The sequence below is a fragment of the Oleiphilus sp. HI0067 genome (assembly GCF_001635735.1).
In genome coordinates this window covers 41,594-65,031 of record NZ_LWFI01000922.1, presented here as the reverse complement: position 1 = coordinate 65,031, position 23,438 = coordinate 41,594, and the positions used below count along the sequence as shown (strand labels likewise).

Genomic DNA, 23,438 nt, shown 5'->3' with positions numbered 1-23,438 from the left:
AGATCGATATGATCAATGATAAAAGACGTGCAGGAGGCAGCTCCGCACAAATGGACAAGTGGCGAAAAAAGCGAAATGCACTAAGCGATAAGGCTTATAAATTGAATTGCAGAAAACACGGAATAATCAAATAGGCATAAAAAAACCGGTGACTGTTTCCAGACACCGGCTTTTTAAACTTCAGGCCAAGCTACTAAGCCTTAGGCCCTGCAGCAACGATAGACTCTGATACATCAAACTTCTTAAAATTCTCAACGAATTGAGAAATCAAATCAGCCGCTTTCGCATCATAAGCATCTTTGTCTGCCCATGTATCACGAGGGTTAAGTAGGCCAGAATCAACGCCTGGTACAGCTACTGGGATATCCAAGTTAAGCTGTTCTAAATGTGTTGTTTCCGCATCAGCCAAAGCACCGCTCTGAATTGCAGAAATGATTCCACGAGTTGTTGGGATGCTAAAGCGCTGGCCCACACCGTATGAACCACCAGTCCAACCAGTGTTAACTAGGTAAACTTTGGAACCGAATTCTTCCATACGCTTCATTAGCAATTCAGCATATTCACCCGCTGGGCGAGGGAAGAACGGCGCACCAAAACATGTTGAGAATGTTGACTTAAGCTTAGAGTCTGAGCCCATCTCAGTAGAACCAACCAAAGCCGTGTAACCACTTAGGAAGTGATACGCTGCTGCTTCTTTGCTCAGCAATGATACTGGAGGCAAGACACCTGTCATATCACATGTTAGGAAAACGATTGCATTTGGCTCGCCAGCAAGATTCTCTAGTACACGTTTTTCAACGTGCTCTAGCGGATATGCACAACGACCATTCTCAGTAAGAGAGGTGTCAGTGTAATCAGGAGTACGAGCATCATCATCGATTTTTACATTCTCAACGATCGCGCCAAACTTAATAGCGTCCCAAATAATTGGCTCATTCTTTTGGCTAAGATCAATTGTCTTCGCGTAACAACCACCTTCAAGGTTAAAGACCGTGCCTTTACCCCAACCGTGTTCGTCATCACCAATCAAATAACGCTCTGGATCTGCTGAAAGCGTTGTCTTACCTGTTCCAGATAGACCAAAGAACAAAGTTGTTTCGCCATCTTCACCGACATTCGCGGAACAGTGCATTGGCAAAACATCTTTTTCAGGAAGAAGGAAGTTCTGAACAGAGAACATCGCTTTCTTCATTTCACCAGCGTAACGCATGCCTGCAAGAAGTACTTTGCGTTGCGCGAAGTTGATCATAACAGTGCCATCACTATTTGTTCCGTCACGCTCTGGTACACATTCAAAACTAGCAACGTTCAAAATTTGCCATTCTTGCTTGTCAGCAGGATTAAATGTCTCAGGACGGATAAACAAGTTGCGACCAAACAGATTTTGCCAAGCAGTTTCTGTTGTCACTTTAACAGCAAGATAGTGCTCAGGATCAGAACCAACGTGAAGGTGAGATACATAGCTGTCTTTTTCAGCAAGATACGCTTCAACACGCTCCCACAATGCATCGAATTTATCCGCATCAAAAGGGCGGTTGATCGGACCCCAGCCAATAGCATCAGACGTGCTTGGCTCTTCAACAATATAACGGTCCATTGGAGAGCGACCAGTTCTCTTACCAGTTGTAACAACTAAAGAACCGTTAGCAGCTAAACTGCCTTCTTTACGCTCCAGTGCATGTTCAACTAGTAATGCTGAACTTAGATCAACAAAAGTGTTACTCACTTTGACCTCACCTAAAATAAAACTAACTGGCTTGGAAAAATCCAAACCCTTATAAAATTGGGGCGCTATTATGACAAATCGCCAATTAAAAAACGACAGTAAAATAGACGCCAAGCATTATGCGCTTTATGTGTTCAATGAATAACCAATTAGTGCGGCTTACCGACATTAAATAACTCATTGACACGCTCGCGATCAAATTCGTAATGCGCACCACAAAATTGACAATCGATTCCTATCACAGGCTCTTCATCAAGAATCGACAGCGCCTCATCTTTCCCTAAAGAATAAAGAGAATTTAAAGACCGCTCCTCGGAACATGTGCATTCAAAACGCACAGGCTCTGACTCATACACTTGCACACTTTCTTCATGATAAAGACGATGCAAGATAGTCGCATTGTCATTCTGTTTGACCTCTTCAAAGCTCAATGTCTCAGCGAGCTGCCTAACACGATCCCAAGCATCTTGATCATCGATATATTTGTAATCAGGAAGCTTTTGAAGCATCAAGCCATAACAGTACTCGTCATCACTCGCAAACATGAAATGCGTATCTAGCTGCTCTGATAAATCAAAGTAATGCGCCAAACATTCAGCCAACGTCGATCGCTCTAAAGGCACAATCCCTTGATAACGCTGTCCCTTATCAGGCTCTATGGTGATCGCTAGTTGTGCTTTCCCCAACAAATCGCCTAAATCATTAGAGTCCGGCAAAGCGTCCTCATAATGCACGATACTTCGAAAAGACTTTTGATCTGTCGCTTCTGCCATTAACAAACTGACGGGGCCTTCACCTCGAGCATGTACAGCTAGTCTACCTTCAAACTTGAGTGTTCCTGTCATCAATACAGATGCACAGGTTGCTTGTGCTAACAACGCTCTAGGTATTTGGGGATAGTCTTTGTTTGCAGTAACTTCTTGAAAGCTTTTTGACAAGCGAACAATTTCACCTCGAATATGGCATTCATCAAGGAGGAATTTTTGGAAGGAATCTCCTTCAAGCATAATTATCTCTCTGTCTCTAATCGTTTCGTTGATCTTTGAAACGATGAATTAAACGACGATCCCGTTTATTCGGTCTTCTAAACGGTACTGGCTGACTTTCGCGTTCCGCACGACGCTCCGCCACTTTCTTTTCACGCTCTATTCGACTTTCTTCCGTTTCTTCGTATAGCTGTTGAGCTAAGGTTGCGTTTTGACGACGATCTGACAAGCTAGCCACTGTCACGACTTTATCCACCCAGCCTTGTCGAATTTGCAAAGTAGCGCCCAAATCGACCGTCTTACCTGGTTTGCAACGCTGACCGTTGTATTGCACTTTGCCGCCCTCTACAGCTTCTTTAGCCATAGACCGGGTCTTAAAAAATCTTGCTGCCCACAACCATTTATCGATACGAACTTTTTGCTCAGAACTTTCTGTCATGACGAAGGCATTACATCCATAAATGAAGACAACAAAGGATAGTCACTTTTCACTCTCATAGGTCCGCGGCTATCTGGTTTTACGATATTGATCAAATGCACGAGTCCCGCTTTTTTAGCAGAATGAAGGACATCTTCATTATCATCAAAAAATACTGTTGAGCGTGGATCAAAATGTACTTTGTTGCGCAAAGCTGTCCAAAACTCTGGATCTTCTTTCGGTAAGCCAAAATCATGAGATGTATGCACTTCATCAATATAATCGCCTAGATTGGTGCATTGCATCTTAATTTCAACACCTGCTCTGTGAGAATTTGTCACAAGCAATACGCGATAAGGTCCAGCGGATATTGCACTCAGGAATTCTTCAGCAAATGGCCGGTAGGCTATTTTGTCTTTCACTTCATGTTTTAATTGGATCAAATCCATATCAAGTAAGTCAGACCAATAATCAAAACAATACCAATTTAAGGTTCCTTTAAGATCTCGAAAATACTTGCTCAGAAATGTATTCGATTCTTCAAGCGTCATTCCTCGCGTATCAGCGAAGCGCTTTGGAAGATGTTGCATCCAAAAATAATTATCGAAATGCAGGTCTAACAAGGTGCCGTCCATATCAAGGAAGACGGTATCGATTTGATTCCAGTTGAGCATCAAACTCTCTATACTTTATGGCAATTGATTCGATGCATTTTAACGAAGCAGGGTAGCTATGTCAGATTTAAGCGCGTTTTTTGAACCACTTTCAGTTATTGCCAAGGATGCCGGCAAGGCAATTTTAGAAGTATATAACTCAGATTTTCCCATCGAGATAGATACTAAAAGCGACGATTCCCCTGTTACCAAAGCCGACTTAGCGGCACACAAAATCATTGAAAAGGGTCTACGAGCCCTAACTCCAGATATCCCTTTTTTGTCAGAAGAGGGTGGTCTACCAGAGTATACAGAGCGAAAGCATTGGCAACGCTACTGGCTTGTTGATCCATTAGACGGCACAAAAGAATTCATTAATAAGAATGGCGAATTCACCGTTAATATCGCCTTCATTGAAAACCACGAGCCAGCGCTTGGACTCGTTTATGTTCCGGTAACAGATACCTTATACTTGGGCGGCCTAGCATTCGGAAGCTTCAAAAACTCAGCAGGATTACACGAACAAATTGCGATCAAGCCCGTTAATCTCGGCACCACATTAACGGTTGTAGGAAGTCGTCGACACGGTGCAGAAGCGCTAGATAGCTTGTTAGAGAAAGTTTCAGATACGTTCTCGAATATCGATCGTGTAGATATGGGTAGCTCCCTCAAAATTTGCGCCTGCGCTGAAGGATCCGCTGATTGGTATCCACGCTTAGCACTCACTTGTGAATGGGACACCGCTGCGGCGCACGCTGTTCTGAAAGGCGCCGGCGGTGAAATCTATACTCCGGAACTCACACCATTGCGTTACAACACAAAAGAAGAAATGTTGAACCCTTTCTTCCATGCCGTAGGTGACACGAGCTTTGATTGGAAAAAATTTCTATAAGCGGAAATTATCAGCTATTCAAAACGAAAAAAGCGCGACCTTTTTCAAGATCGCGCTCTTATAAAACCTTCAAAGCTATGGCAGCTTAATCTTCTTGCTCTACCACATCATTCGCTTTTCGGCCGTTTAAGGTACAACCCAAGCAACGTACAAATGTCGTTTCAAAAGGACCTTCGACTAATACTTCGAATGACTCTCCAATGTTACCACCAAGCGCAGAAAATGGTGATGAAACAATAAATACGCCCGCACCAAGAATAGTCGTGACAAACATTAATGGACGCACAAACAATGCGTCGCCAGTCATCGCCATTGCACTTGGGGTTTCATTAACAGGATTTGCATGGGCAATAGTTGGAAGAACAAGACTCACACACAGCGCCACACTGCATAATATTTGTTTAATTTTATGGTACATCGAAACTCCTCCACCAGAGCCGAATTTTATTAAAGAGACTTCTAAGAATGCACGTTAAGTGAATGATTTAACTATAGCTGCTGTTTGCTCACTGTCTAATGTTTCATCCCGATTACCTTATTTCTTGTGATCACTTTTGACACACTGAACAAAATACCGTGCTTCTACCCGAGTGCCTGATTTCTTTAAGGGTCTCACCACAGTTTTTACACGGCTCACCTTGGCGACCATATACGAACAACTGCTGCTGAAAGTAGCCCGGCTTGCCATCCCCACCGACGAAATCCCGCAAGGTTGTCCCGCCTTGCTCAATCGCTCGACTCAATACAAGCTTTATATTTTTAAGCAATTCAGCATAACGCTTTTTTGAAATTCGCCCTGCGGCACGTGAAGGGTGAATGCCTGACAGAAACAAAGCCTCATTAGCGTATATATTTCCAACCCCTACAACGACATGGCTATCCATAATGAATTGCTTCACAGCAATAGATCGACTCTTTGATTTTTGATGCAGGTAATCAACATCGAACGCATCCGACAAAGGCTCTGGTCCTAACTTGTTGATTAACTCATGCTTACTCCAATCCTCTGTCCACAAAATAGAGCCAAAGCGTCTAGGATCGTTAAAACGCAATACATGATCTGCAAAGCAAAAATCCACATGATCATGCTTCTGTACTTCAGTATCTGCAGACACAACCCGCAAACTCCCTGACATTCCCAAATGAATTAAGATACTTCCTTGATCAAAACTCATGACAATATACTTGCCGCGTCGAGTCACGCTTTTTACGAGATTAGGCGACCAAATTTCTAACTCCGTAGAGACAGGCCAGCGTAATCGGCTATTACGAATTGTCATACCTTGCAGGACTTTCCCTTCGCTGTAAGGCAAAATACCGCGTCGCGTTGTTTCTACTTCTGGTAGTTCAGGCACTATTTATTCACTCAGATTGAAAGGTTGATCATTGTCTACGAAGCAGGGTAAGCAAATCAAACACTTGGGCGTTGATGCTGGTGGCACATTCACCGACTTTGTTCTGATTGAGTCAGACCAGATGCAAACACATAAAGTTCTCTCTACGTCAAGCAATCCGGCGAAAGCGATTATTCAAGGCATCCTGGAACTCGGTCTTGAAGATGACTTGCTATCTGGTTCCCTGAACATTATTCATGGCAGTACAGTTGCGACAAATGCCGCGCTAGAAGGTAAAGGCGCACGCACCGCTTACATCGCCAACAAAGGCTTCAAAGATGTACTCAGCATTGGCCGTCAAAATCGCAAAGAACTATACAATCTAAAACCGGTCAAAACTGACCCGCCAGTACCGCCAGAATTATGCTTCGAAGTTGACTGTCGACGCGATGCACAAGGCAACATCATTACTCCCTTAAGTGATGAAGCGATCTCTCAGCTAGTTGAAGATGTAAAAGAGAGCGGTGCCGAAGCGATCGCTATCAACCTTTTATTCTCGTTTTTGAATAGTGAGGAAGAACAACGCATTGAGAGCGCCTTGAACAAAGACTTTTTCGTCTCCCGTTCGTCTTTTGTATTGCCGGTTTATAAAGAATATGAACGCGGCATCGCTACATGGCTTAACGCGTCATTGGGCCCAAAGGTCAATAACTACCTGAGCATGCTTCAAGACAAACTCAAGAACAATCATGTTCAAATCATGCAATCGTCTGGCGGCCTACTGACACTGGATGAGGCCAAAAAACGCGCCGTTAATCTTCTTCTCTCTGGACCTGCTGGGGGGCTATCAGCCGTCCGATTACTCGGAAAGTCACTCAATCAAACGAAAATACTCAGCTTTGATATGGGAGGCACAAGCACCGATGTGAGTTTAATGGATGGAGATTTCTTGTTAAGCAGCGAAAACTCCATCGCTGACTGGCCAGTAGCTATCCCTATGCTAGATATGGATACTATCGGGGCAGGCGGCGGCTCTATTGCCTGGATAGATGAAGCGGGCATGCTACATGTTGGGCCTGAATCTGCAGGTTCTAATCCAGGGCCGGCCTGCTATGGCCAAGACGGAGATAGGGCAACCGTGACGGATGCTAACTTGATTCTTGGTCACATCCCTAGATCTGCCAAACTGGGTGGTTCATTAAGCTTAGACTTCGATAAAGCAATACAAGCAATCGAAAAACTAGCGCAACAACTATCTTTGAGCATTGAAGAAACGGCGCAAGGCATCGTTCAACTTGCAGAACAACAAATGTCAGCAGCGCTGCATAATATCTCAGTCAAACAAGGGCATTCGCCTAAAGACTTCAGTTTATGTTGCTTTGGTGGCGCAGGCGGGATGCATGTTTGCTCTCTTGCAGAAAAACTCAATATCAAACGCGCTATTATCCCACGCAATTCTGGCGTCTTGTCTGCGTTCGGCATGCTCACCGCAGCGCCTATGCGTAATGCAACACACTCCTACATTCACCCTTATCAAGACGTTAGCAAAGAAACACTTGCTGACTTATTTGACAAAATGAAAGCGGAGATAGCTGAAGACAGCCCAGAGCTTGCGCAAACAGGGAAGATTAAACAACACCTAGATTTAAGATACTTGGGGCAAAGCTACACGATTGAGGTACCTTACTCTGAGCGCTCTGTCGAGGAGTTTGAAGCCGCACATGAACAACGCTTCGGTCATCGTTTAAATAAAAAAATCGAGCTCGTTAATCTGAAGTTGAGTATCGAAGGTGTTCCAGCAATTAATTCTTTATCGAAACCAATGCATACAAGTTCTTCTTCAACATCATTGCTAAACAATGAAATCGCAGTGATCGAACGAGATCATATTCAACTGGGCGATATAGTGACTGGTCCAGCTATTATCACAGAAAAAATATCGACCACCTGGATACCAAAAGCCTGGCAATGTGAATTAGATAGGTTTGGAAATTTACTGCTATCGAGGCCTTAAGATTTGATTTCGTAAAGCCTAGAGATAACCTGACCTGCCTTTTTGGATTTCAGCTCTTGCCATACGCTAGGAATGTCTAGCTGTGACAATTCCGCCTCTGTTTCGATGTAAACAAGCCCCTCTGGCGCTAAGACTTGCCGGTTATCAAGAAGCGCTAGAACCTGATTAACTAAATCTTTTCTGAACGGCGGGTCAATCAATACGATATCTAAAGGCTCTCCAGAATAGCTTTGAAGAAAACTGAGGGCATCGACATGACTCACTGATGCCGGCACATTTAACAGCGCTTTGTTTTGTTCTAGGTAGCGAAATGCTTGTGTATTTTTTTCGATAAACTGCACATGTTTCGCGCCGCGTGATGCAGCCTCAAAACCAAGCGCGCCACTGCCCGCAAACAAATCTAGTACGTTCGCACCAATGACTTCATGGCGCATCCAATTAAATACTGTCTCACGAACGCGATCTGTTGTGGGACGCAAACCTTCTACTTCAGGAAAACTCAAACGACGACTTCGATGCTCTCCAGCAATAATGCGAAAAGAACCTTCACTTTTTTTTTCTGGCTTACGGTTTTTTTTAGCTCGTGCTGGCATTAGAATTTAGCTCATAATCGCGTTGATCTCGGTCGGCATAAATGCTCGCCGCTTATTGTAGTGCGGACACAGTTTCTATCAATCTAATTATCACCTGTCGATATACAGGATGACATTCTTTCTTTGGACGACTCATGGATAACCAAATGCTTATCGGTTTCGCAATTATCGCGCTCATCGCGATCGCCTTCGTTATCGATATCAAAACCAGAAAAGTTACTCACAAGCAACTTCCTCCGTTTGCTAAGAAACAAAGCTTACCGCCTCGAGAGCAAGTCACCGAACAGCCAAAACCAATTAGCGAAACACTAGATACTTCTAGCGTTGAACCGACTCCAACAGCAGAAATCGCAGAAGTTACTGACATTGAACCGGCTGCTGAAGAAAAAGTCGAAGAGATTACTGAAGAACCCTCAACGAACTTCTTCTCTCGTATTGTATCTGGCTTAAATAGAACAAGAGGCCAACTCAGTGATGGCTTGGGCCAACTTCTTCTTGGTAAAAAAGAGATTGATGAAGACCTTCTTGAAGAAATCGAAACACAACTCCTGATGGCAGACATCGGTGTTGAAGCGTGCTCTCAAGTTATTCAAACAATCACAGAGCGCTCTGAGCGCAAAGAGCTTAAAGATTCTGAAGCTATTTATCAGCTACTCAAAACCGAACTAGCTGCTCTTCTTGCCGACAAGCAAGCGCCGCTTGAGATCCCCAAAAGCGATACACCTTTTGTCATATTGGTAGTTGGTGTAAACGGCGTAGGCAAAACGACAACCATAGGCAAGATGGCCAAGCGTTTTCAAAGCCAAGGTCACTCTGTCATGCTGGCTGCAGGTGATACATTCCGCGCAGCAGCCGTGGAGCAACTGCAAGTATGGGGCGAACGCAATGATGTTCCAGTCGTTGCGCAACACACGGGCGCAGACAGTGCATCAGTGATCTTTGATGCCGTTGAATCCGCAAAATCTAAAGGCATTGATGTCATCATCGCCGATACAGCAGGTCGTCTTCAAAACAAAGACAACTTGATGTCAGAACTCGAAAAAGTTGTTCGAGTGATGAAGAAGGTTGATGCACAAGCACCACACGAGGTGATGTTGGTACTTGATGCTGGCACAGGACAAAACGCACTTAGCCAAGCGCAAATATTCCAACAAGCCGTGGGCGTTACAGGAATCAGTCTGACGAAATTAGATGGTACTGCAAAAGGCGGTATTATTTTCGCCATTGCAAAACAGCTCGGTTTACCGATTCGTTTTATTGGCGTCGGCGAACAAATCGATGACTTACGTCCCTTCGATGCGGATGAATTCATTGAAGCACTTTTTGAAAAACAAACAGACGCTTAAGTTGTTAAAGCATGATTCAGTTTATTAACGTCGGAAAACGTTACCCTGATGGGCACGAAGCCCTGAAAAATGTTTCATTCGAGCTCGCGAGAGGTGAAATGGCATTTCTAACAGGACATTCCGGCGCAGGAAAAAGCACACTACTTAAACTAATCATGCTGATGGAACGAGCCAGCAAAGGTCAAATCACGGTTGGCAATCAAAACCTTGCACGTATTCCTCCGCGACAAGTTCCTTATTATCGTCGCCATGCAGGTGTTGTATTCCAAGACCACAAACTTCTGTTTGATCGCACAGTCTTTGATAATGTCGCGATTGCGATGGAAGTTGCAGGAACGCCACCAAAGGAAATTGCTAAACGCGTACGGGCTGCACTCGATAAAGTTGGGCTACTGAGCAAAGAGAAGCTCACGCCCATTCAACTTTCTGGAGGTGAACAACAACGTGTTGGTATTGCTCGTGCTGTCGTCAACAAGCCACCTATTCTGTTAGCTGACGAACCTACAGGTAATCTTGATCCAGAGCTATCGGCAGAAATCATGAAGCTGTTTAGCGACTTTAACCAAGTGGGTGTCACGGTGTTGATTGCAACGCATGACTTAGAGCTTATTTCACGCCTACCTTACCGAGTAATCGAACTTGATCATGGCCACATCAGAAACGAAGAGGCATTCGTAAATGGCTAAGTCAAATTCACAAGGCGCTCAAGTTTCTGCATCAAAACCGATGCTTGGCAGTTACTTTGGTAATCACAAAAAAGCTCTTTCTCATACCCTTAATGAGCAAAAGAAAAAACCATTAGCATCAATCCTTACGTGCGCCGTTATTGGTATTGCTATCTTATTGCCCACTTTACTAGGCGTGTTCTTAAGCAATCTCGAGCGCTCTCAATTGAGCTTTGATAATACGACTCAAATGACGGTGATGCTAAGCAAAACATTATCGCCGATTAAAGGGGCAACATTTGCGCAAGAACTAACAAAAATCGAAGGCATAGAGTCAGCCAAGTTCATCCATCAAGATGATGCTCTTGAGGAATTTAAAGCAACATTTGAACTCGAGTCGACACTTGAGCACTTGAGCGACAATCCCCTTCCTCACAGTATTATCGTAACCCTGAGTGATTCTGCTAATACGATAGAACAAGCGCAAAAACTTCGCACTAGCCTACTAGGAAAGCCTGAAATTGATCTGGTTCAGCTTGATTTAATGTGGGTTCAGCGACTCAACTCTATTACCAACTTTCTTAGTTTAAGCACCTGGATTCTTGGGCTAATGCTAAGTATTGCTGTCATTTTAATTCTCGGAAATACGATTCGATTAGCAATCGAAAACCGAAAAGACGAAATTGCCGTACTTAAGCTGGTAGGAGGAACGGACGCGTTTGTTTGTAGACCGTTTCTGTACTTAGGTATTTTCTATGGCATAGGCGGAGGAATATTTTCCATTATTTTATGCAGCGTGGTGTTAGCCATTCTAGCGCAACCTATTGAAGCACTGAAAGCTTCATATCAAAGCGATTTTAGTTTGTCAGGTTTGAACATTGAAACTACACTTTTTATTCTGTTAGTTGGAACATTTTTAGGTTGGTGCGCTGCCAAAATTTCTGTGAAACAACATATAAGCGCAATTGAACCAAGCTAATACCTATCTACGAAATTCGGAACTTTTTAAGGCTTAAGTAGTCCAACCACTCAACATTAGCACACTTGAGCACAAAAGCGCCGAGATGCTATGATGCAAGGATAACGAATAGAGGAATATTAATGGGCACAAGCTTACAACCCGTCGACATGTTAACTCCTGGTGGCAACCTTGAGTCTTACATCCAAACGGTCAACAGCATCCCGATTTTGTCAATTGAAGAAGAGCGAGATTTAACTGCGCGCTTACATGACGAAAACGACCTTGTGGCTGCGCGACACTTGATTATGTCGCATCTACGTTTTGTTGTTCATATCGCTAAAAGTTACTCTGGATATGGTTTAGCTCAAGCTGATCTTATTCAGGAAGGAAACGTCGGCCTAATGAAAGCCGTTAAACGTTTCGATCCGACATTCGGCGTTCGCTTGGTGTCTTTTGCTGTACATTGGATCAAAGCTGAAATTCACGAATTCATTTTACGTAATTGGCGCATTGTCAAAATTGCGACGACCAAAGCGCAACGTAAAATGTTCTTCAATCTTCGCAGCTCTAAAAAGCGTCTTGCTTGGTTTACCGCAGATGAAGTTGATTCAGTAGCTAAAGACCTTGGTGTAGAACCTCGCGTCGTTCGCGAAATGGAAGGTCGCTTGAGCGCTCAAGATACAGCATTCGATGCTAGCTCTGATGAAGATGATGACAGCGCGTTCTTAGCTCCAGCGAACTATCTAGAAGATCATTCAGCAGACCCTGCACGTGCTGTAGAGCTGGCTGATACATCGAGCGATACGCGTCATCGTTTAACTGAAGCCTTACGTACTCTCGATGAGCGTAGTTTAGATATCATCACCAAACGCTGGTTAAATGAGAAAAAAGCCACGCTTCATGAGCTGGCAGATGAATACGGCGTTTCAGCTGAACGAATTCGTCAATTAGAAAAAAATGCGATGAAGAAAGTAAAAGGCTTAATGGATAGTTAGGCCTCTTTCTTCTACTAAAAACCGCCAACAGGCGGTTTTTTTATGCCATTAAAATTCGGAGTTATGTCATGCATATTGCTTTTATTGGTGTAGGCCTCATGGGCGCTCCCATGGTTACTAACCTGATTCGTGCAGGTTTCTCTCTACACCTATGGAACCGCACCCAATCAAAACTCGACCCATTTCAGAAAAACGCGAATACATATACAGCTATCAGCGAGGCAGTTGCTCACGCAGACATTATCATCACTATGCTAGAGACCGGAGATATCGTTGAGCAAACACTCATGCAAGGCGATGTTCTTCAGGCGATAAAGTCTGGAAGCATGGTCGTTGATATGAGTTCAATACCGCCGGAACAAGCGCGTGCACATGCTCAGCTACTTAAGAATTATGGTATTTCGTATTTAGATGCCCCAGTGTCTGGAGGTACCGTAGGTGCTGAACAAGCGACTCTGTCGATTATGGCCGGCGGAAATAAAAATGACTTCGATAAAGCTCTCCCTATTTTCAATGCAATGGGTTCCGCCACACACATCGGCCCGCATGGTACGGGACAAGTCGCTAAACTGGCTAATCAAGCTATTGTAGGTATTACGATTGGAGCAGTCTCAGAAGCTTTATTGCTTGCTGCAGAGGGTGGAGCAGACCCTGTGGCAGTTCGTAAGGCTTTGGGTGGCGGTTTCGCTGCTAGCCGCATATTAGAATTACACGGTCAACGAATCATTGATGGCAATTATGAACCTGGGGCGCGTAGCCGTGTTCAATTAAAAGACATGCGCACCATACTCGATGAAGCTCGATTACAAGGTTTGACCCTACCCCTGTCACAACGCACGCATGACGGCTATCTGTCGCTAATCGCTCATGGCAAAGAGAACATCGACCATAGCGGATTAATGGTAGAACTCGAACGCCTCAACAATACATCGCACTTTGCTGAGAACAAAGAAAATGCCTAAATTCGCGGCCAATATCACCATGCTATTTCAAGAACATGACTTTCTTGATCGTTTTAAAGCAGCGAAAGACAATGGCTTTCGCTACATAGAGTATTTGTTTCCTTATGATTATTCCGCTCAAGATCTTGTCTCAAGATTGCAAGATAACAATCTAGAACAAGTCTTGTTCAACTTGCCTCCCGGCGACTGGTCAAAAGGGGAGCGAGGCATCGCATGCCTACCTGATCGTAAAGACGAATTTCGACGAGATGTTGATCAAGCCATTCATTACGCCGAACAATTAAACGTCAAACAACTCAATTGCCTGTCAGGCTTAAAACCAAACGATTTGAGTGAAGAAGAAGCTGAATCATGCTGGCTGGAAAATATTCACTACGCAGCAAGTGCGCTCGAATCAGCCGGAATAAAACTACTAGTCGAAGCAATTAACTCTAAAGTCGATATGCCTGGTTTCTACCTCGATACCCTCGAAAAGAGCCAGTCATTAATTGATCAAGTTCAACACACAAACGTTTACTTTCAATTCGACCTCTATCATATGCACATCATGCACGGCGATTTAGAAAGAAGTTTGAAATCTATCTGGCCACACATTCAACACGTACAATTTGCCGACAGCACTGGCCGACACGAACCAGGCACTGGCGACATTGATTTTGAAAAAGCATTCAATTTTCTAGACCAGAATGAGTACACAGGATTTGTTAGTGCAGAATATCTGCCAAAAACAGACACAGTTAGCTCTCTGGCGTGGTTACGAAGCTTTAATTAACGTGTAAAATTACGCTTGTGTTAAAACCATGTAAGTTCGGGATTTTCAGTTAATGCAGTTTAAATAGGTTTGCAAATGAGTTGGTGGGGAAAACTAATAGGCGGGGCACTTGGTTTCGCCGTATCAGGTCCCATTGGAGCAGTACTCGGCGCAGCAATTGGGCATAGCTTTGACAAAGGCTTAGCCGGCATTGAAAACTTTGCCCCTGATGACCTTTCAACAGAAGATATCCAAGCAGCATTCTTTGGCGCAACATTCTCAATTATGGGGCACGTTGCCAAAGCAGATGGAATTGTAAGTCAAGATGAGATAAGTGTTGCTCAGAACACCATGTCTCGAATGCAATTAAACAATGAGCAGCAAAAAGCAGCACAATCATTGTTTACTCAAGGAAAGTCAACCAGCTTCGACTACAAAGCGGTTGCAGAGCAGCTTAAACAAGAATGCGGACGTCGAAGAAACTTACTGCAGATGTTCATCGAAATTCAGATTGCTACGGCACTCGCTGACGGTGAACTTCACGCAAACGAGCAAGCGATTTTAATGGAGCTTGCTGAGATTCTCGGCTTTAACCGTCAACAGTTCGAACACCTTCTTGCTATGGCCGTGGCTCAACAACGCTTCCACCATAGTAATCAAGGCTTTGAAACCGAAGTTCATGCTTCCAAAATTGATGAAGCATATGAGGTACTTGGTGTAAACCAAGACTGCTCTGACCAAGAACTTAAGCGAGCATATCGGCGATTAATGAGCCAACATCATCCGGACAAGTTGGTAGCGAAAGGCTTACCCGAAGAAATGATGAAGCTTGCAACAGAAAAAACACAACAAATAAAAGAAGCTTACGAGCTCGTTAAGCAAAACAGAAATCTAAAGTAGAGGTAAGTAATGCGCGTTCTAGTAATCGAAGACGATAAAGACGTTGCCTCCTATTTGGTCAATGGCCTTAAAGAAAGTGACAATGTAGTCGACCACTGCGCCGACGGAAAAGAGGGCTTGCTATTAGCAGCAAGCGAAAGCTACGACGTAATGATTATCGATCGAATGCTTCCGGGCATGGATGGTTTATCAATCATCAAAACGATCCGTGCAACAGGTAACAAAACCCCTGTTCTGATTTTGAGCGCGCTAGGCGATGTTGATGATCGCGTTGAAGGACTTCGTGGCGGCGGTGATGACTACCTAACAAAACCATTCTCCTTCACTGAATTACTAGCACGACTTGAAGCACTTGAGCGTCGTGGTGCTAGCTCAGGTTCTGAACAAGTCACCCATCTACAAGTGGCTGATCTAGAAATGGATCTACTCGCACGTACTGTTAAACGTGCTGGCCAGAAAATAGATCTCCAACCACGTGAATTCCGTTTACTTGAATACTTAATGAAGCATGCTGGGCAAGTCGTAACGCGCACAATGCTTCTTGAGCAAGTGTGGGATTACCACTTCGATCCACAAACAAACGTCATCGATGTTCATATCAGCCGCTTACGCTCAAAAATCGACAAAGATTTTCCTAAGCAGCTACTTCAAACCGTTCGTGGTGCGGGATACATTTTGAGTGAAGATTCTTAGTCTACTAAGAACCCCTACATTTCAGCTGGCGATTATGTACATGGTACTTTTCGCCACGTCTGTTTTTATTCTAATGGGCTTTATTTACTGGGCAACCGCTGGGTATATGTCGAGCCAAACAGACGAAACCATCGAAGCTGAAATAGTCGGTCTGGCAGAACAATATCAACGCCAAGGTTTGAATGGCTTAATCAGTGTCATTCGAGAGCGTGTAGCACGTGATCCTAACGGCAAAGCGATCTATTTATTTACTGCGCGTGATTTCATCAAACTCGCAGGCAATATAGATAAGTGGCCAGAAGAAGGCGAAGTTCAAGAGGGCTGGCTCAACTTTACACTTAATGAAGAGTTAGGCTGGCACAATGAGCTTGATCGGCCAGCTCGAGCACGTGTGTTCATTGTGCCTGGAGGCTTGCGCTTACTAGTAGGCCGTGATGTCAACGAGTTCATGGCTGTTAAAGAGCTTGTTGAACGCGCGATAAACTTGGGCATGGCGATCACCTTTATGCTGGCAATGATCGGCGGCGTTATGATGAGCCGAAGTACGGCTCGTCGCGTTGAAATTATCAACCAAACCAGCCAGAAAATTATGAAGGGCAACTTATCATTGCGCATACCCGATCGCGGAACCAATGATGATTTTGACCAACTCGCGCGTAACCTGAACGAAATGCTGGATCGCATTTTTCAATTGATGGAAGGTATTAAGCACGTCTCAGATAATATTGCGCACGACCTTCGAACACCTCTTACCCGACTTAGAAATAAGTTAGAAAACACTCTATTAAAAGTAGAAAACGAAGTTCAAAGAGAGCTCGTCGCGAGTGCTGTTGCCGAAGCAGACCAGTTACTTGCCACCTTCAATGCACTGCTGCGCATTGCACGCCTAGAAATGGGTGGTCGTACTGATAACTTTAAACGCTTTAATCTATCCAACCTACTGTTAGATTCGGCAGAGCTTTATGAATTGGTTGCTGAAGATAAACAACAAACGCTTCGCATAAGGGTTCAAAAAGATATCGAAATCCACGGTGACAAAGACCTAATCTTTCAAACTGTCAGCAACTTGATCGATAACGCAATCAAATACACGCCCAATGATGGAGATATATCCATTGAGCTCGATCTCCACGATAAGCTAGTAAGGTTGTCTATTGCAGATTCTGGTATTGGTATTCCTGAAGAAGAACGATCCAAAGTCTTTGATCGCTTTTATCGTGTTGCTAAAAGCCGCTCTCAACCGGGGAATGGCTTAGGCTTGAGTCTTGTACAAGCGGTTGTCGAACTGCATCAAGGAGAAATTAAACTTAGCGATAATGAACCAGGTTTGATTGTGACCCTTGAGTTGCCTGAAATTGATATCGTAGAAGGGAATGAGATTAAAAATGAACAAGCAGGAATAGAAGTTTCTACACCTGCTTAAACATTTGAAAAATGCTAATTATGCCGCGCGTTTTACTCGCTTAAACGCGTAAGTCGCGGGAAAGGTAACTAATTCGAAGCCACTTTTTGCTAGCTTTTCAGCAACAGAAAATGTCTCTTCAACGTTTGCTTTCGTGCTTTCCGCGCGTGCTTTTAAGCTATCTACTTCGCCTTCAACACGTTTTTGTCCTGCAAAAATCGCAGCAATCAGTGTATGTCGATTGATCTGATTTTCAACTCCCATGCTATCAAGCTGAAAGCCTAAGTTATCTACTTGTTTAAATACTAACTCGCCTATTTGTTGTAGCTTTCTGTTCATGATGTTTTCTCGTGTAAAGTCGTCTGAACTGTGCAAATCACATACGTTTAACAAATAAAGGTATGTTTGCACTGATGGCCGGAACGATACGAGTTTTCCCTAGGCGCTTCAACCTAATTTGCCTCACTCAAAAATATCACGCATAACTACTGCCCGTGATTATTCTTCAAGCTATACTGCTTACTACAAACCTCAAAGCCAATGTTTGATGAAATGGAAGCCATACCTATGCGTACTTATATCTTTATTATCTCTTTACTGTTCTCAATGACGGGCGCAGCGTCAAACATTAATTTTCTATCCAGCACTGAGATTGGCTCTCTCAATGACGAAGAGCAAGACTCTTTGAAAGCATTCGTTGTGAACGGCCTTAACAACTACAAACAATTAGAAAAAGCAGAATGGAAAAGCAAAAAAGGTTCTAGAGCTCTATTCAAGATTATTGCGGACTACAAACAAGGTGACACATCCTGTCGTCGCGTCAAATTTGCCGTAAAATCTGCAAAACATAGTCGCTTCCAAACAATGCTTTGGACCTTATGTCAGAATGGAAATCGCTGGCAACTTTCTAAAGCTCCATTAGCTGAGCTATCAACATCACAACGCAGTGCGATTGCTAACGACATATTCGATACGCTAGATAACAAAGCAGACGGGGAGCCAGCGAACTTTCATTATTCTGACGCATCGCTTGATCTTGTCGCAGTTCCTTTCGACTCACCCTCTGATCAAAATACAAGGTGTCGCGTATTATCACTTTCTATCTTGGATGATAAAAGCGCAATGCTGAGCGGAAAATATCGGTTTTGCAATGAAGGTGACGCAACATGGAAATATGTAGGCGATTAAAACGCCCTTAAATCTGATCGAGATTTAAATACGCCATGCAATAGTGAAGGTTCCGAATCTCGTTAGATTCTCAAGAGCCTCATTATCTCTACTATTGGCAATTATATTTGAATCGGAAAACGCCATCGTAAATGCCCAATTCTGATACTCCAAAGTAAGCCCAGCCGACGCACCCAAGTATTCTTTGTCATATGGGATAGAACGACTGTTTCGAAAGGTATTGCCGTCGGTAAAAATTCGATTAAACAAATATCCCGTATTCAATGCGAGATAAAAAACCAACCTTGATTGGCTGCGACTGGATTAGAGAGTCTTGAACTCGATAACAATGTTGTCGGAAAAGATCTCTCTAACTCTTGCCCGAATCGCAGTGCAATCATGCCCTCGACAGAGCTACTTATAGTCCCAGCTTATATCGAAGCAGCCGTAATAATATCGGTACGGCCATCATTGAAGTGCAACTGCCTCCATGCTCTGGAGCGATGAAACTGAAATACCAATTCATTTTATAACTGAGTATCCCAACCCTGAGGTTCATCTGCTCCAATAGCTTTATGCACAGTTTTTTGTGTTTCTTCACCTAAAGCCCAAGGACCAATAATGCCTATGGTTGTCGAAATACGATCAGCAGTATTCACATTTGCAGTTAAATACGTATTGAAAAATGTTAAAAGCTCTGCATAGGGCAATTCATTTTCTGCAGAAACTTCGATCATAATATCACTCGGAGATAACAAAGTTTGGCCAATAGAATAAACATTTACAGCCCCTTCAACCTCTGAGTCATCTAGAGTCCATAACAGCGGCCACACCCAAAAATCGTTCGTGGGCATATATTCTTTGTTATCAGATAAATCTAGTGCTGTGACATAAAAACCATTTGTATACCCATTGTCATTGCTGACAAAAAGATCATTATCTAGCGTCACAGCAATCCAATCGAAATCATCATCCTGCTCAGCTACGGCAACGCAAGACAGTTGCATCATCAATACAAACAAAAATGGGAAAGAAACCTTGCCTAGACCACGCCTCATGGAGATCATCTCTATTTAGTTATCAATAAGAACTGACGTCTCAGACCTAAATTCGATATAGGCCAACGGCAATAAGAATAGTCAGGAAGAATAAGAGGTCAACGCTTAACTAGGATAAGAAATGGATACAACATACCAAGTATTGGTGCCAGTAGGAGTGCGTACGTCAACCTCATCATCAACTTGTTTTGAAAGCAGTGCGCGAGCCATTGGAGAATCAATCGAGATATAGTCATGTCGATCATAAATTTCATCGACACCAACGATGCGAAACTTTTTTTCTTCCCCGTCATCATTATCTACAACAACCCATGCGCCAAAAAAAACCTTACCTTCTTGTTCTGGAGCGTATTCGACAACTCGAAGCGCCTCGATGCGCTTTCGCAAAAATCGAACGCGACGATCAATCTCACGCAAACGTTTTTTATTATATTGATAGTCTGCATTCTCCGATCGATCGCCCAGAGAAGCCGCCCAATTAACTTTTTTGGTGACTTCAGGTCTTTCTTCTCGCCATAAATAATCTAGCTCTTCTTTTAAAGCCAAATACCCTTCTTTTGTTATTAAATTAGTCGCCAAACAGAACTCTCTCTTGTTTAAATATTGCAAAAACTAACTTGGCATTAGCTTTGCTTTTTCACTAACTCGTTATTTTATAAAAACCGACTTGATCATACAGGCACTTCATTATGCCCTTATATGCCTATATTGCAGCAATCTTCACTTTGCTTCTCAGTGCATGCGCGAATACATCGCAAAACAGTCTATTTACAAGCGATTTAGAGCAAACGCAGCGCTCTTTGCATCATCACGTCGAACAATTAACTCGCCAATTATTGCTAACATCATCAGACGAATTAACACTTGGTCAAAGTGTAGCTGTCGGCACTATCTTGCCCATCACTGAATTAAGTGGCAAAAACCGCCCACCAGCCAGTGTCTTAGGGCAACAACTTCAAGAAAGCTTAGTTACTCTTGCCGCGCAGTCTGGTTTAGATGTTATTGAATTTAAGACATCCAAAACGATTCATATGACAGATGATCAAGATGTCATGTTAACCAGAACGCTTAAAGATTTAGATCTCACCTTGGATGCTAACTACTTTCTGACAGGAACGTACTATAGCCAAGGCCAATCGGTCGTTGTAAATATTCGTCTTATTGATGTCTCAAGTCGAAAAGTTGTAGCCGCTGCCACAGATACCATTCCTATCGGAATGATGTGGGCAGGCTCAACACCAAGCACCTCTAATCAAGCTGGCAGTCTTTACCAAGGTATTTACTAAGGGATAACAGATATGCGACTCATTCTTCCACGCTTTCTTTCAAAGCACTTATGTGTTGGTTTACTCACTCTCAGCCAATCTGTAGCCATTGCAAATACTGATGAAGTAGAAACAAAAGATGAAGAGACCTCAACATTATCGCCATCAACACAAGCCAGCGTTTCATTTAGTGAAGAGCAACAAGAACATTTAGGGCAGCGAACCAAAGCTACAGAAGGCACACCTCATCCAATCAAGCTTTTACATAAAGACGTAAACTATTTTGTTCGCGGCTTAATGCAAGATTTGATGGCTAATCTAAGTTTCGTCAATGACAAAACCCCCATCGCAGTTAGTTCCTTTGTATTGCTCGACAGCAACTATCAAGAAACAAATTTACTTGGCTTACAAATATCAGAATCACTCATACATGAAGTGAACAAATTTGGTATTCCTGTCATTGATTTCAAATCTACCAGTGATATTCAGGTAACCAACTCAGGTGATTTTTTCTTCAGTAAAGATCCGAACAAACTTGCTGAAAATCTTCCAATTCAGTTTGTTATCGCAGGCACCTTAGCCCAACAACAAGGCGGATATATAGTAAATGCACGCATTATCGGCGTTAGTTCAAAAGCCGTTGTTTCTTCAGCTCAAGCATTTATTTCTAGAGAAGCAAGTCAAGCCATATTGGATAATGCCCGAGGGCATCAAGCTCCAACGATTCATGTTACAGGCGGTTAAGTTTTGCGCTCACCGAAAATTCTTCGACAAGTATTAATGATCTTATAGATTCGCTACAACAATATTTGGCAAAAACTTTGATGTCGATGCAACGACCTTATTCGTCTTGTGATGCGTAATACGTGCATTCACCACAACGCCTCGCTCACTTTGCACGAGTGTGCCGGTAAGAACATATTCAATCACTAAGTTTGGATTCAACTCATCTAAATCACGCGACAATGCGAAATCTCCAAGCTCATTCACTTGAATCGTTGCTCTCAGTTTATGATCACTAACAGGAAGCCCAAGTGCCTGAAGATCATTAATAAAATATTCCGCAAGCTGATTTCCTAGATAACTCGTCTTTTGCAAAGTCGTATCAAAGTATACAAATGACGCAACCAAAATAAGGCCGTTTAATTTAGCTCCCTCTAAATCATCGTACAAATTACCAGCCATTTGCTCAGTATACTCATGTAACAACCTGAAATTAGCACCACCAGTGTCATAGCTAAAATCGCCATCACTCGCGCCCGTTTGAGGAATCTCTAAATCATCACATGGATAGGAGTCGCCGGTACTACTTTCGCATAAGCCTTCATTGTTTTGTGCACTATTATTAGTTGAACTACACGCCGTTAATACGGTCACAAGCAAAACGGGTAATAAGTAAGACGGTTTCATAATTTCTATGCCATGTAATTTTTGAACGGAAAAATACTTCCGCGATAATATATCGTCTTCACAAAAAGCAAGTAATACGCCATATCACTACCCAATAACATGAGAGTACCTCAACATCTCGTGACAACAATTGTTATGATTGAAATTTTCTAGCTACAGATAGAATTGAACATAATGACTCGTTTATTCTGCTTTTTGATCATCCTTAGCATACAAAATGTTGCCTTGTCAGAGGATAGTGAGTTCGGCAGTTTTGACGACTTCAACGAAAGCTTCGATGAAGAGTTCGATTTTGACTTCACCTTCACACCCAAATCAACAATCGATACCGTGTCGCTTGAGTCTATCGACAATCCAGAACTCTCCGATGCAGCCATCGCTGGTGCGCTCAAAACGAGTGTCGAGTTTTCCGGTGAGGGGACTGATAAACCTGCATATGAACGCGTAGCAGAACGCGAGGAATCACAAAAGAAAATCGAACGAGAAGAAACAGAAACCCGAAAAGGGCAAGACGCAGAACAGAATGCATTCCCCGAAACACCGAGCCCTTTTATAGAAGAGCAATTTGTATATGACACGGGCCGGACTCTTGAGATTAAAACCACGACCGTAGAGCGACCTTAATGCCAAAACCTTTTTCCCAGTCTTGCGAAAACAACAAAGCCGTCATTAGCGACACACTATCAGCCTATGTTGATCAAGGCGGCCATCTACTCGAAATTGGCTCTGGCACTGGGCAACACGGCGCTTATATGTCAGGCAAGTTTTCGTCACTAATTTGGCAAACAAGTGACCGCGTTGAGTACCACGATGGTATTGAAGAGTGGGTCAGTGAGTCCAAACACGAAAACTTCCTTCCGCCATTCGAGCTAGACGTTAATTCATTTAACCCAAAACTATTGGTCGACCGCTACGATTATGTATTTACTGCAAATACACTGCATATAATGAGCGGGAGTGAAGTTGAAGCATTTTTCAGCTTGTTGCCATCACTTCTTAATGACAAAGGAATGGTATTTGTTTACGGCCCTTTTAATTACAACGGCAGTTACACCAGTGATAGCAATGCTCAATTTGATGTGTGGTTGAAAGAGCAGGGTGAACATATGGGAATTCGAGATTTTGAAACGATCAACCAACTTGCTGAAGACCATGATTTAAGTCTCTTAGCAGATTATGCCATGCCAGCCAACAACCGTTTATTAGTTTGGAAAGCTCGAGATTAACTGCATTATTATTCGGCTCAG

The 23,438-nt window shown here is 43.2% G+C and carries 27 protein-coding genes and 1 pseudogene; 16 read left to right on the top strand and 12 right to left on the bottom strand.

From position 1 onward, the window contains the following. Nucleotides 1–193 precede the first annotated feature (193 nt). The 4 genes from A3739_RS11080 to yrfG form a co-directional block, all read right to left on the bottom strand. Nucleotides 194–1,726 carry a phosphoenolpyruvate carboxykinase gene (locus tag A3739_RS11080; protein WP_068483010.1) on the bottom strand — a complete coding sequence of 511 codons (1,533 nt, stop codon included), beginning with the start codon at nucleotides 1,724–1,726 and terminating at the stop codon, nucleotides 194–196. 149 nt (nucleotides 1,727–1,875) lie between these two features. Next, a complete protein-coding gene (hslO, locus tag A3739_RS11075; protein ID WP_068482924.1) occupies nucleotides 1,876–2,733 on the bottom strand; it encodes an Hsp33 family molecular chaperone HslO in 858 nt (285 codons plus the stop codon). 16 nt (nucleotides 2,734–2,749) lie between these two features. Continuing rightward, a complete protein-coding gene (locus tag A3739_RS11070) occupies nucleotides 2,750–3,151 on the bottom strand; it encodes an RNA-binding S4 domain-containing protein (RefSeq protein ID WP_068476025.1) in 402 nt (133 codons plus the stop codon). Beyond that, a complete protein-coding gene (gene yrfG / locus A3739_RS11065; protein ID WP_068476024.1) occupies nucleotides 3,148–3,804 on the bottom strand; it encodes a GMP/IMP nucleotidase in 657 nt (218 codons plus the stop codon). Before yrfG ends, A3739_RS11070 begins: the two co-directional genes overlap by 4 nt. 58 nt (nucleotides 3,805–3,862) lie before the next feature. On the opposite strand from yrfG, the gene cysQ reads away from it, so the two are divergent. Next, complete coding sequence (gene cysQ / locus A3739_RS11060; RefSeq protein WP_068501328.1) at nucleotides 3,863–4,675, top strand: 3'(2'),5'-bisphosphate nucleotidase CysQ; 813 nt, start codon at nucleotides 3,863–3,865, stop codon at nucleotides 4,673–4,675. 85 nt (nucleotides 4,676–4,760) lie between these two features. Here the strand turns inward: cysQ and A3739_RS11055 are convergent, their stop codons facing one another. Continuing rightward, nucleotides 4,761–5,093 carry a hypothetical protein gene (locus tag A3739_RS11055; RefSeq protein WP_068482930.1) on the bottom strand — a complete coding sequence of 111 codons (333 nt, stop codon included), beginning with the start codon at nucleotides 5,091–5,093 and terminating at the stop codon, nucleotides 4,761–4,763. A gap of 130 nt (nucleotides 5,094–5,223) precedes the next feature. Further along, entirely contained in the window at nucleotides 5,224–6,030 is an 807-nt protein-coding gene (mutM, locus tag A3739_RS11050; protein WP_068482933.1) for a bifunctional DNA-formamidopyrimidine glycosylase/DNA-(apurinic or apyrimidinic site) lyase, read from the bottom strand. A gap of 31 nt (nucleotides 6,031–6,061) precedes the next feature. On the opposite strand from mutM, the gene A3739_RS11045 reads away from it, so the two are divergent. Then, entirely contained in the window at nucleotides 6,062–8,023 is a 1,962-nt protein-coding gene (locus A3739_RS11045) for a hydantoinase/oxoprolinase family protein (RefSeq protein WP_197472275.1), read from the top strand. Here A3739_RS11045 and rsmD read toward each other — a convergent pair. Then, nucleotides 8,020–8,616: a 16S rRNA (guanine(966)-N(2))-methyltransferase RsmD gene (gene rsmD, locus A3739_RS11040; protein ID WP_068501325.1), complete on the bottom strand. Its 597-nt coding sequence runs from the start codon at nucleotides 8,614–8,616 to the stop codon at nucleotides 8,020–8,022. The two genes, A3739_RS11045 and rsmD, sit on opposite strands and share 4 nt — an antisense overlap. A gap of 134 nt (nucleotides 8,617–8,750) precedes the next feature. Here rsmD and ftsY point away from each other — a divergent pair, with 134 nt between their 5' ends. The 9 genes from ftsY (at nucleotide 8,751) to A3739_RS10995 (ending at nucleotide 17,312) form a co-directional block, all read left to right on the top strand. Next, entirely contained in the window at nucleotides 8,751–9,962 is a 1,212-nt protein-coding gene (ftsY, locus tag A3739_RS11035) for a signal recognition particle-docking protein FtsY (protein ID WP_156493586.1), read from the top strand. Between the two features lie 11 nt (nucleotides 9,963–9,973). Further along, entirely contained in the window at nucleotides 9,974–10,648 is a 675-nt protein-coding gene (gene ftsE / locus A3739_RS11030) for a cell division ATP-binding protein FtsE (protein ID WP_068480398.1), read from the top strand. Beyond that, the gene (ftsX, locus tag A3739_RS11025; protein ID WP_082878368.1) at nucleotides 10,641–11,606 is read left to right on the top strand and encodes a permease-like cell division protein FtsX; all 966 of its coding nucleotides are present in this window, start codon (nucleotides 10,641–10,643) and stop codon (nucleotides 11,604–11,606) included. The genes ftsE and ftsX overlap by 8 nt, the downstream gene beginning before the upstream one ends. 122 nt (nucleotides 11,607–11,728) lie before the next feature. Continuing rightward, the gene (gene rpoH, locus A3739_RS11020; RefSeq protein ID WP_068482772.1) at nucleotides 11,729–12,583 is read left to right on the top strand and encodes an RNA polymerase sigma factor RpoH; all 855 of its coding nucleotides are present in this window, start codon (nucleotides 11,729–11,731) and stop codon (nucleotides 12,581–12,583) included. Between the two features lie 68 nt (nucleotides 12,584–12,651). Next, nucleotides 12,652–13,545 carry an NAD(P)-dependent oxidoreductase gene (locus tag A3739_RS11015; RefSeq protein WP_068501322.1) on the top strand — a complete coding sequence of 298 codons (894 nt, stop codon included), beginning with the start codon at nucleotides 12,652–12,654 and terminating at the stop codon, nucleotides 13,543–13,545. Continuing rightward, nucleotides 13,538–14,317 carry a hydroxypyruvate isomerase gene (gene hyi, locus A3739_RS11010; RefSeq protein ID WP_068501318.1) on the top strand — a complete coding sequence of 260 codons (780 nt, stop codon included), beginning with the start codon at nucleotides 13,538–13,540 and terminating at the stop codon, nucleotides 14,315–14,317. Before A3739_RS11015 ends, hyi begins: the two co-directional genes overlap by 8 nt. A gap of 75 nt (nucleotides 14,318–14,392) precedes the next feature. Next, nucleotides 14,393–15,196 (top strand): co-chaperone DjlA, encoded by an 804-nt coding sequence (gene djlA, locus A3739_RS11005; RefSeq protein ID WP_068501315.1) that lies wholly within the window; start codon nucleotides 14,393–14,395, stop codon nucleotides 15,194–15,196. A gap of 9 nt (nucleotides 15,197–15,205) precedes the next feature. After that, nucleotides 15,206–15,889, top strand: a complete 684-nt coding sequence (locus tag A3739_RS11000; protein ID WP_068501313.1) for a response regulator transcription factor — start codon at nucleotides 15,206–15,208, stop codon at nucleotides 15,887–15,889. Nucleotides 15,890–15,923: 34 nt separating this feature from the next. Further along, nucleotides 15,924–17,312, top strand: coding sequence for a HAMP domain-containing sensor histidine kinase (locus A3739_RS10995; RefSeq protein ID WP_197472274.1), 1,389 nt, complete (start codon nucleotides 15,924–15,926; stop codon nucleotides 17,310–17,312). 18 nt (nucleotides 17,313–17,330) lie between these two features. Here A3739_RS10995 and A3739_RS10990 read toward each other — a convergent pair whose 3' ends face one another. Then, nucleotides 17,331–17,630 carry a hypothetical protein gene (locus tag A3739_RS10990; protein WP_156502539.1) on the bottom strand — a complete coding sequence of 100 codons (300 nt, stop codon included), beginning with the start codon at nucleotides 17,628–17,630 and terminating at the stop codon, nucleotides 17,331–17,333. A gap of 228 nt (nucleotides 17,631–17,858) precedes the next feature. Between A3739_RS10990 and A3739_RS10985 the strand changes: the two genes are divergently transcribed. Beyond that, the gene (locus A3739_RS10985) at nucleotides 17,859–18,479 is read left to right on the top strand and encodes a hypothetical protein (protein WP_156493610.1); all 621 of its coding nucleotides are present in this window, start codon (nucleotides 17,859–17,861) and stop codon (nucleotides 18,477–18,479) included. A gap of 24 nt (nucleotides 18,480–18,503) precedes the next feature. Here A3739_RS10985 and A3739_RS31430 read toward each other — a convergent pair. The 3 genes and pseudogenes from A3739_RS31430 to greB all read right to left on the bottom strand — a co-directional run. Beyond that, nucleotides 18,504–18,764, bottom strand: a pseudogene (locus A3739_RS31430) (lipid A-modifier LpxR family protein); the annotation flags it as partial. Between the two features lie 221 nt (nucleotides 18,765–18,985). Then, on the bottom strand, nucleotides 18,986–19,516 hold the full coding sequence (locus tag A3739_RS28100) for a lipid A-modifier LpxR family protein (protein ID WP_197472272.1): 531 nt from the start codon (nucleotides 19,514–19,516) through the stop codon (nucleotides 18,986–18,988). 105 nt (nucleotides 19,517–19,621) lie between these two features. Beyond that, nucleotides 19,622–20,095 (bottom strand): transcription elongation factor GreB, encoded by a 474-nt coding sequence (gene greB, locus A3739_RS10975; protein WP_068482957.1) that lies wholly within the window; start codon nucleotides 20,093–20,095, stop codon nucleotides 19,622–19,624. 110 nt (nucleotides 20,096–20,205) lie between these two features. Between greB and A3739_RS10970 the strand changes: the two genes are divergently transcribed. Together A3739_RS10970 and A3739_RS10965 are read left to right on the top strand one after the other, a co-directional pair. Then, a complete protein-coding gene (locus A3739_RS10970; RefSeq protein WP_082878364.1) occupies nucleotides 20,206–20,802 on the top strand; it encodes a FlgO family outer membrane protein in 597 nt (198 codons plus the stop codon). Nucleotides 20,803–20,814: 12 nt separating this feature from the next. Beyond that, a complete protein-coding gene (locus tag A3739_RS10965) occupies nucleotides 20,815–21,525 on the top strand; it encodes a FlgO family outer membrane protein (RefSeq protein ID WP_068482960.1) in 711 nt (236 codons plus the stop codon). A gap of 42 nt (nucleotides 21,526–21,567) precedes the next feature. On the opposite strand, the gene A3739_RS10960 is transcribed toward A3739_RS10965, so the two are convergent. Continuing rightward, nucleotides 21,568–22,191 (bottom strand): FlgO family outer membrane protein, encoded by a 624-nt coding sequence (locus A3739_RS10960; RefSeq protein ID WP_082878363.1) that lies wholly within the window; start codon nucleotides 22,189–22,191, stop codon nucleotides 21,568–21,570. A gap of 174 nt (nucleotides 22,192–22,365) precedes the next feature. Here A3739_RS10960 and A3739_RS10955 point away from each other — a divergent pair, with 174 nt between their 5' ends. Next, the gene (locus tag A3739_RS10955) at nucleotides 22,366–22,815 is read left to right on the top strand and encodes a hypothetical protein (RefSeq protein ID WP_068482965.1); all 450 of its coding nucleotides are present in this window, start codon (nucleotides 22,366–22,368) and stop codon (nucleotides 22,813–22,815) included. Beyond that, nucleotides 22,815–23,417: a DUF938 domain-containing protein gene (locus A3739_RS10950; RefSeq protein ID WP_068482967.1), complete on the top strand. Its 603-nt coding sequence runs from the start codon at nucleotides 22,815–22,817 to the stop codon at nucleotides 23,415–23,417. The genes A3739_RS10955 and A3739_RS10950 overlap by 1 nt, the downstream gene beginning before the upstream one ends. The last annotated feature ends 21 nt before the right edge of the window (nucleotides 23,418–23,438 follow it).

Excerpts from the sequence above, each read along its gene's own strand:
- A3739_RS11015 (WP_068501322.1), top strand. The coding sequence starts at position 12,652 with ATGCATATTGCTTTTATTGGTGTAGGCCTCATGGGCGCTCCCATGGTT.
- rpoH (WP_068482772.1), top strand. The coding sequence starts at position 11,729 with ATGGGCACAAGCTTACAACCCGTCGACATGTTAACTCCTGGTGGCAAC.
- A3739_RS10960 (WP_082878363.1), bottom strand. The coding sequence starts at position 22,191 with ATGAAACCGTCTTACTTATTACCCGTTTTGCTTGTGACCGTATTAACG.
- yrfG (WP_068476024.1), bottom strand. The coding sequence starts at position 3,804 with ATGCTCAACTGGAATCAAATCGATACCGTCTTCCTTGATATGGACGGC.
- A3739_RS10965 (WP_068482960.1), top strand. The coding sequence starts at position 20,815 with ATGCGACTCATTCTTCCACGCTTTCTTTCAAAGCACTTATGTGTTGGT.
- hyi (WP_068501318.1), top strand. The coding sequence starts at position 13,538 with ATGCCTAAATTCGCGGCCAATATCACCATGCTATTTCAAGAACATGAC.
- ftsX (WP_082878368.1), top strand. The coding sequence starts at position 10,641 with ATGGCTAAGTCAAATTCACAAGGCGCTCAAGTTTCTGCATCAAAACCG.
- cysQ (WP_068501328.1), top strand. The coding sequence starts at position 3,863 with ATGTCAGATTTAAGCGCGTTTTTTGAACCACTTTCAGTTATTGCCAAG.
- ftsY (WP_156493586.1), top strand. The coding sequence starts at position 8,751 with ATGGATAACCAAATGCTTATCGGTTTCGCAATTATCGCGCTCATCGCG.
- rsmD (WP_068501325.1), bottom strand. The coding sequence starts at position 8,616 with ATGCCAGCACGAGCTAAAAAAAACCGTAAGCCAGAAAAAAAAAGTGAA.
- A3739_RS10990 (WP_156502539.1), bottom strand. The coding sequence starts at position 17,630 with ATGAACAGAAAGCTACAACAAATAGGCGAGTTAGTATTTAAACAAGTA.
- A3739_RS10985 (WP_156493610.1), top strand. The coding sequence starts at position 17,859 with ATGCGTACTTATATCTTTATTATCTCTTTACTGTTCTCAATGACGGGC.
- A3739_RS11055 (WP_068482930.1), bottom strand. The coding sequence starts at position 5,093 with ATGTACCATAAAATTAAACAAATATTATGCAGTGTGGCGCTGTGTGTG.
- djlA (WP_068501315.1), top strand. The coding sequence starts at position 14,393 with ATGAGTTGGTGGGGAAAACTAATAGGCGGGGCACTTGGTTTCGCCGTA.
- A3739_RS10955 (WP_068482965.1), top strand. The coding sequence starts at position 22,366 with ATGACTCGTTTATTCTGCTTTTTGATCATCCTTAGCATACAAAATGTT.
- A3739_RS11000 (WP_068501313.1), top strand. The coding sequence starts at position 15,206 with ATGCGCGTTCTAGTAATCGAAGACGATAAAGACGTTGCCTCCTATTTG.
- hslO (WP_068482924.1), bottom strand. The coding sequence starts at position 2,733 with ATGCTTGAAGGAGATTCCTTCCAAAAATTCCTCCTTGATGAATGCCAT.
- A3739_RS10970 (WP_082878364.1), top strand. The coding sequence starts at position 20,206 with ATGCCCTTATATGCCTATATTGCAGCAATCTTCACTTTGCTTCTCAGT.
- A3739_RS11070 (WP_068476025.1), bottom strand. The coding sequence starts at position 3,151 with ATGACAGAAAGTTCTGAGCAAAAAGTTCGTATCGATAAATGGTTGTGG.
- A3739_RS10950 (WP_068482967.1), top strand. The coding sequence starts at position 22,815 with ATGCCAAAACCTTTTTCCCAGTCTTGCGAAAACAACAAAGCCGTCATT.
- A3739_RS10995 (WP_197472274.1), top strand. The coding sequence starts at position 15,924 with ATGTACATGGTACTTTTCGCCACGTCTGTTTTTATTCTAATGGGCTTT.
- A3739_RS28100 (WP_197472272.1), bottom strand. The coding sequence starts at position 19,516 with ATGAGGCGTGGTCTAGGCAAGGTTTCTTTCCCATTTTTGTTTGTATTG.
- ftsE (WP_068480398.1), top strand. The coding sequence starts at position 9,974 with ATGATTCAGTTTATTAACGTCGGAAAACGTTACCCTGATGGGCACGAA.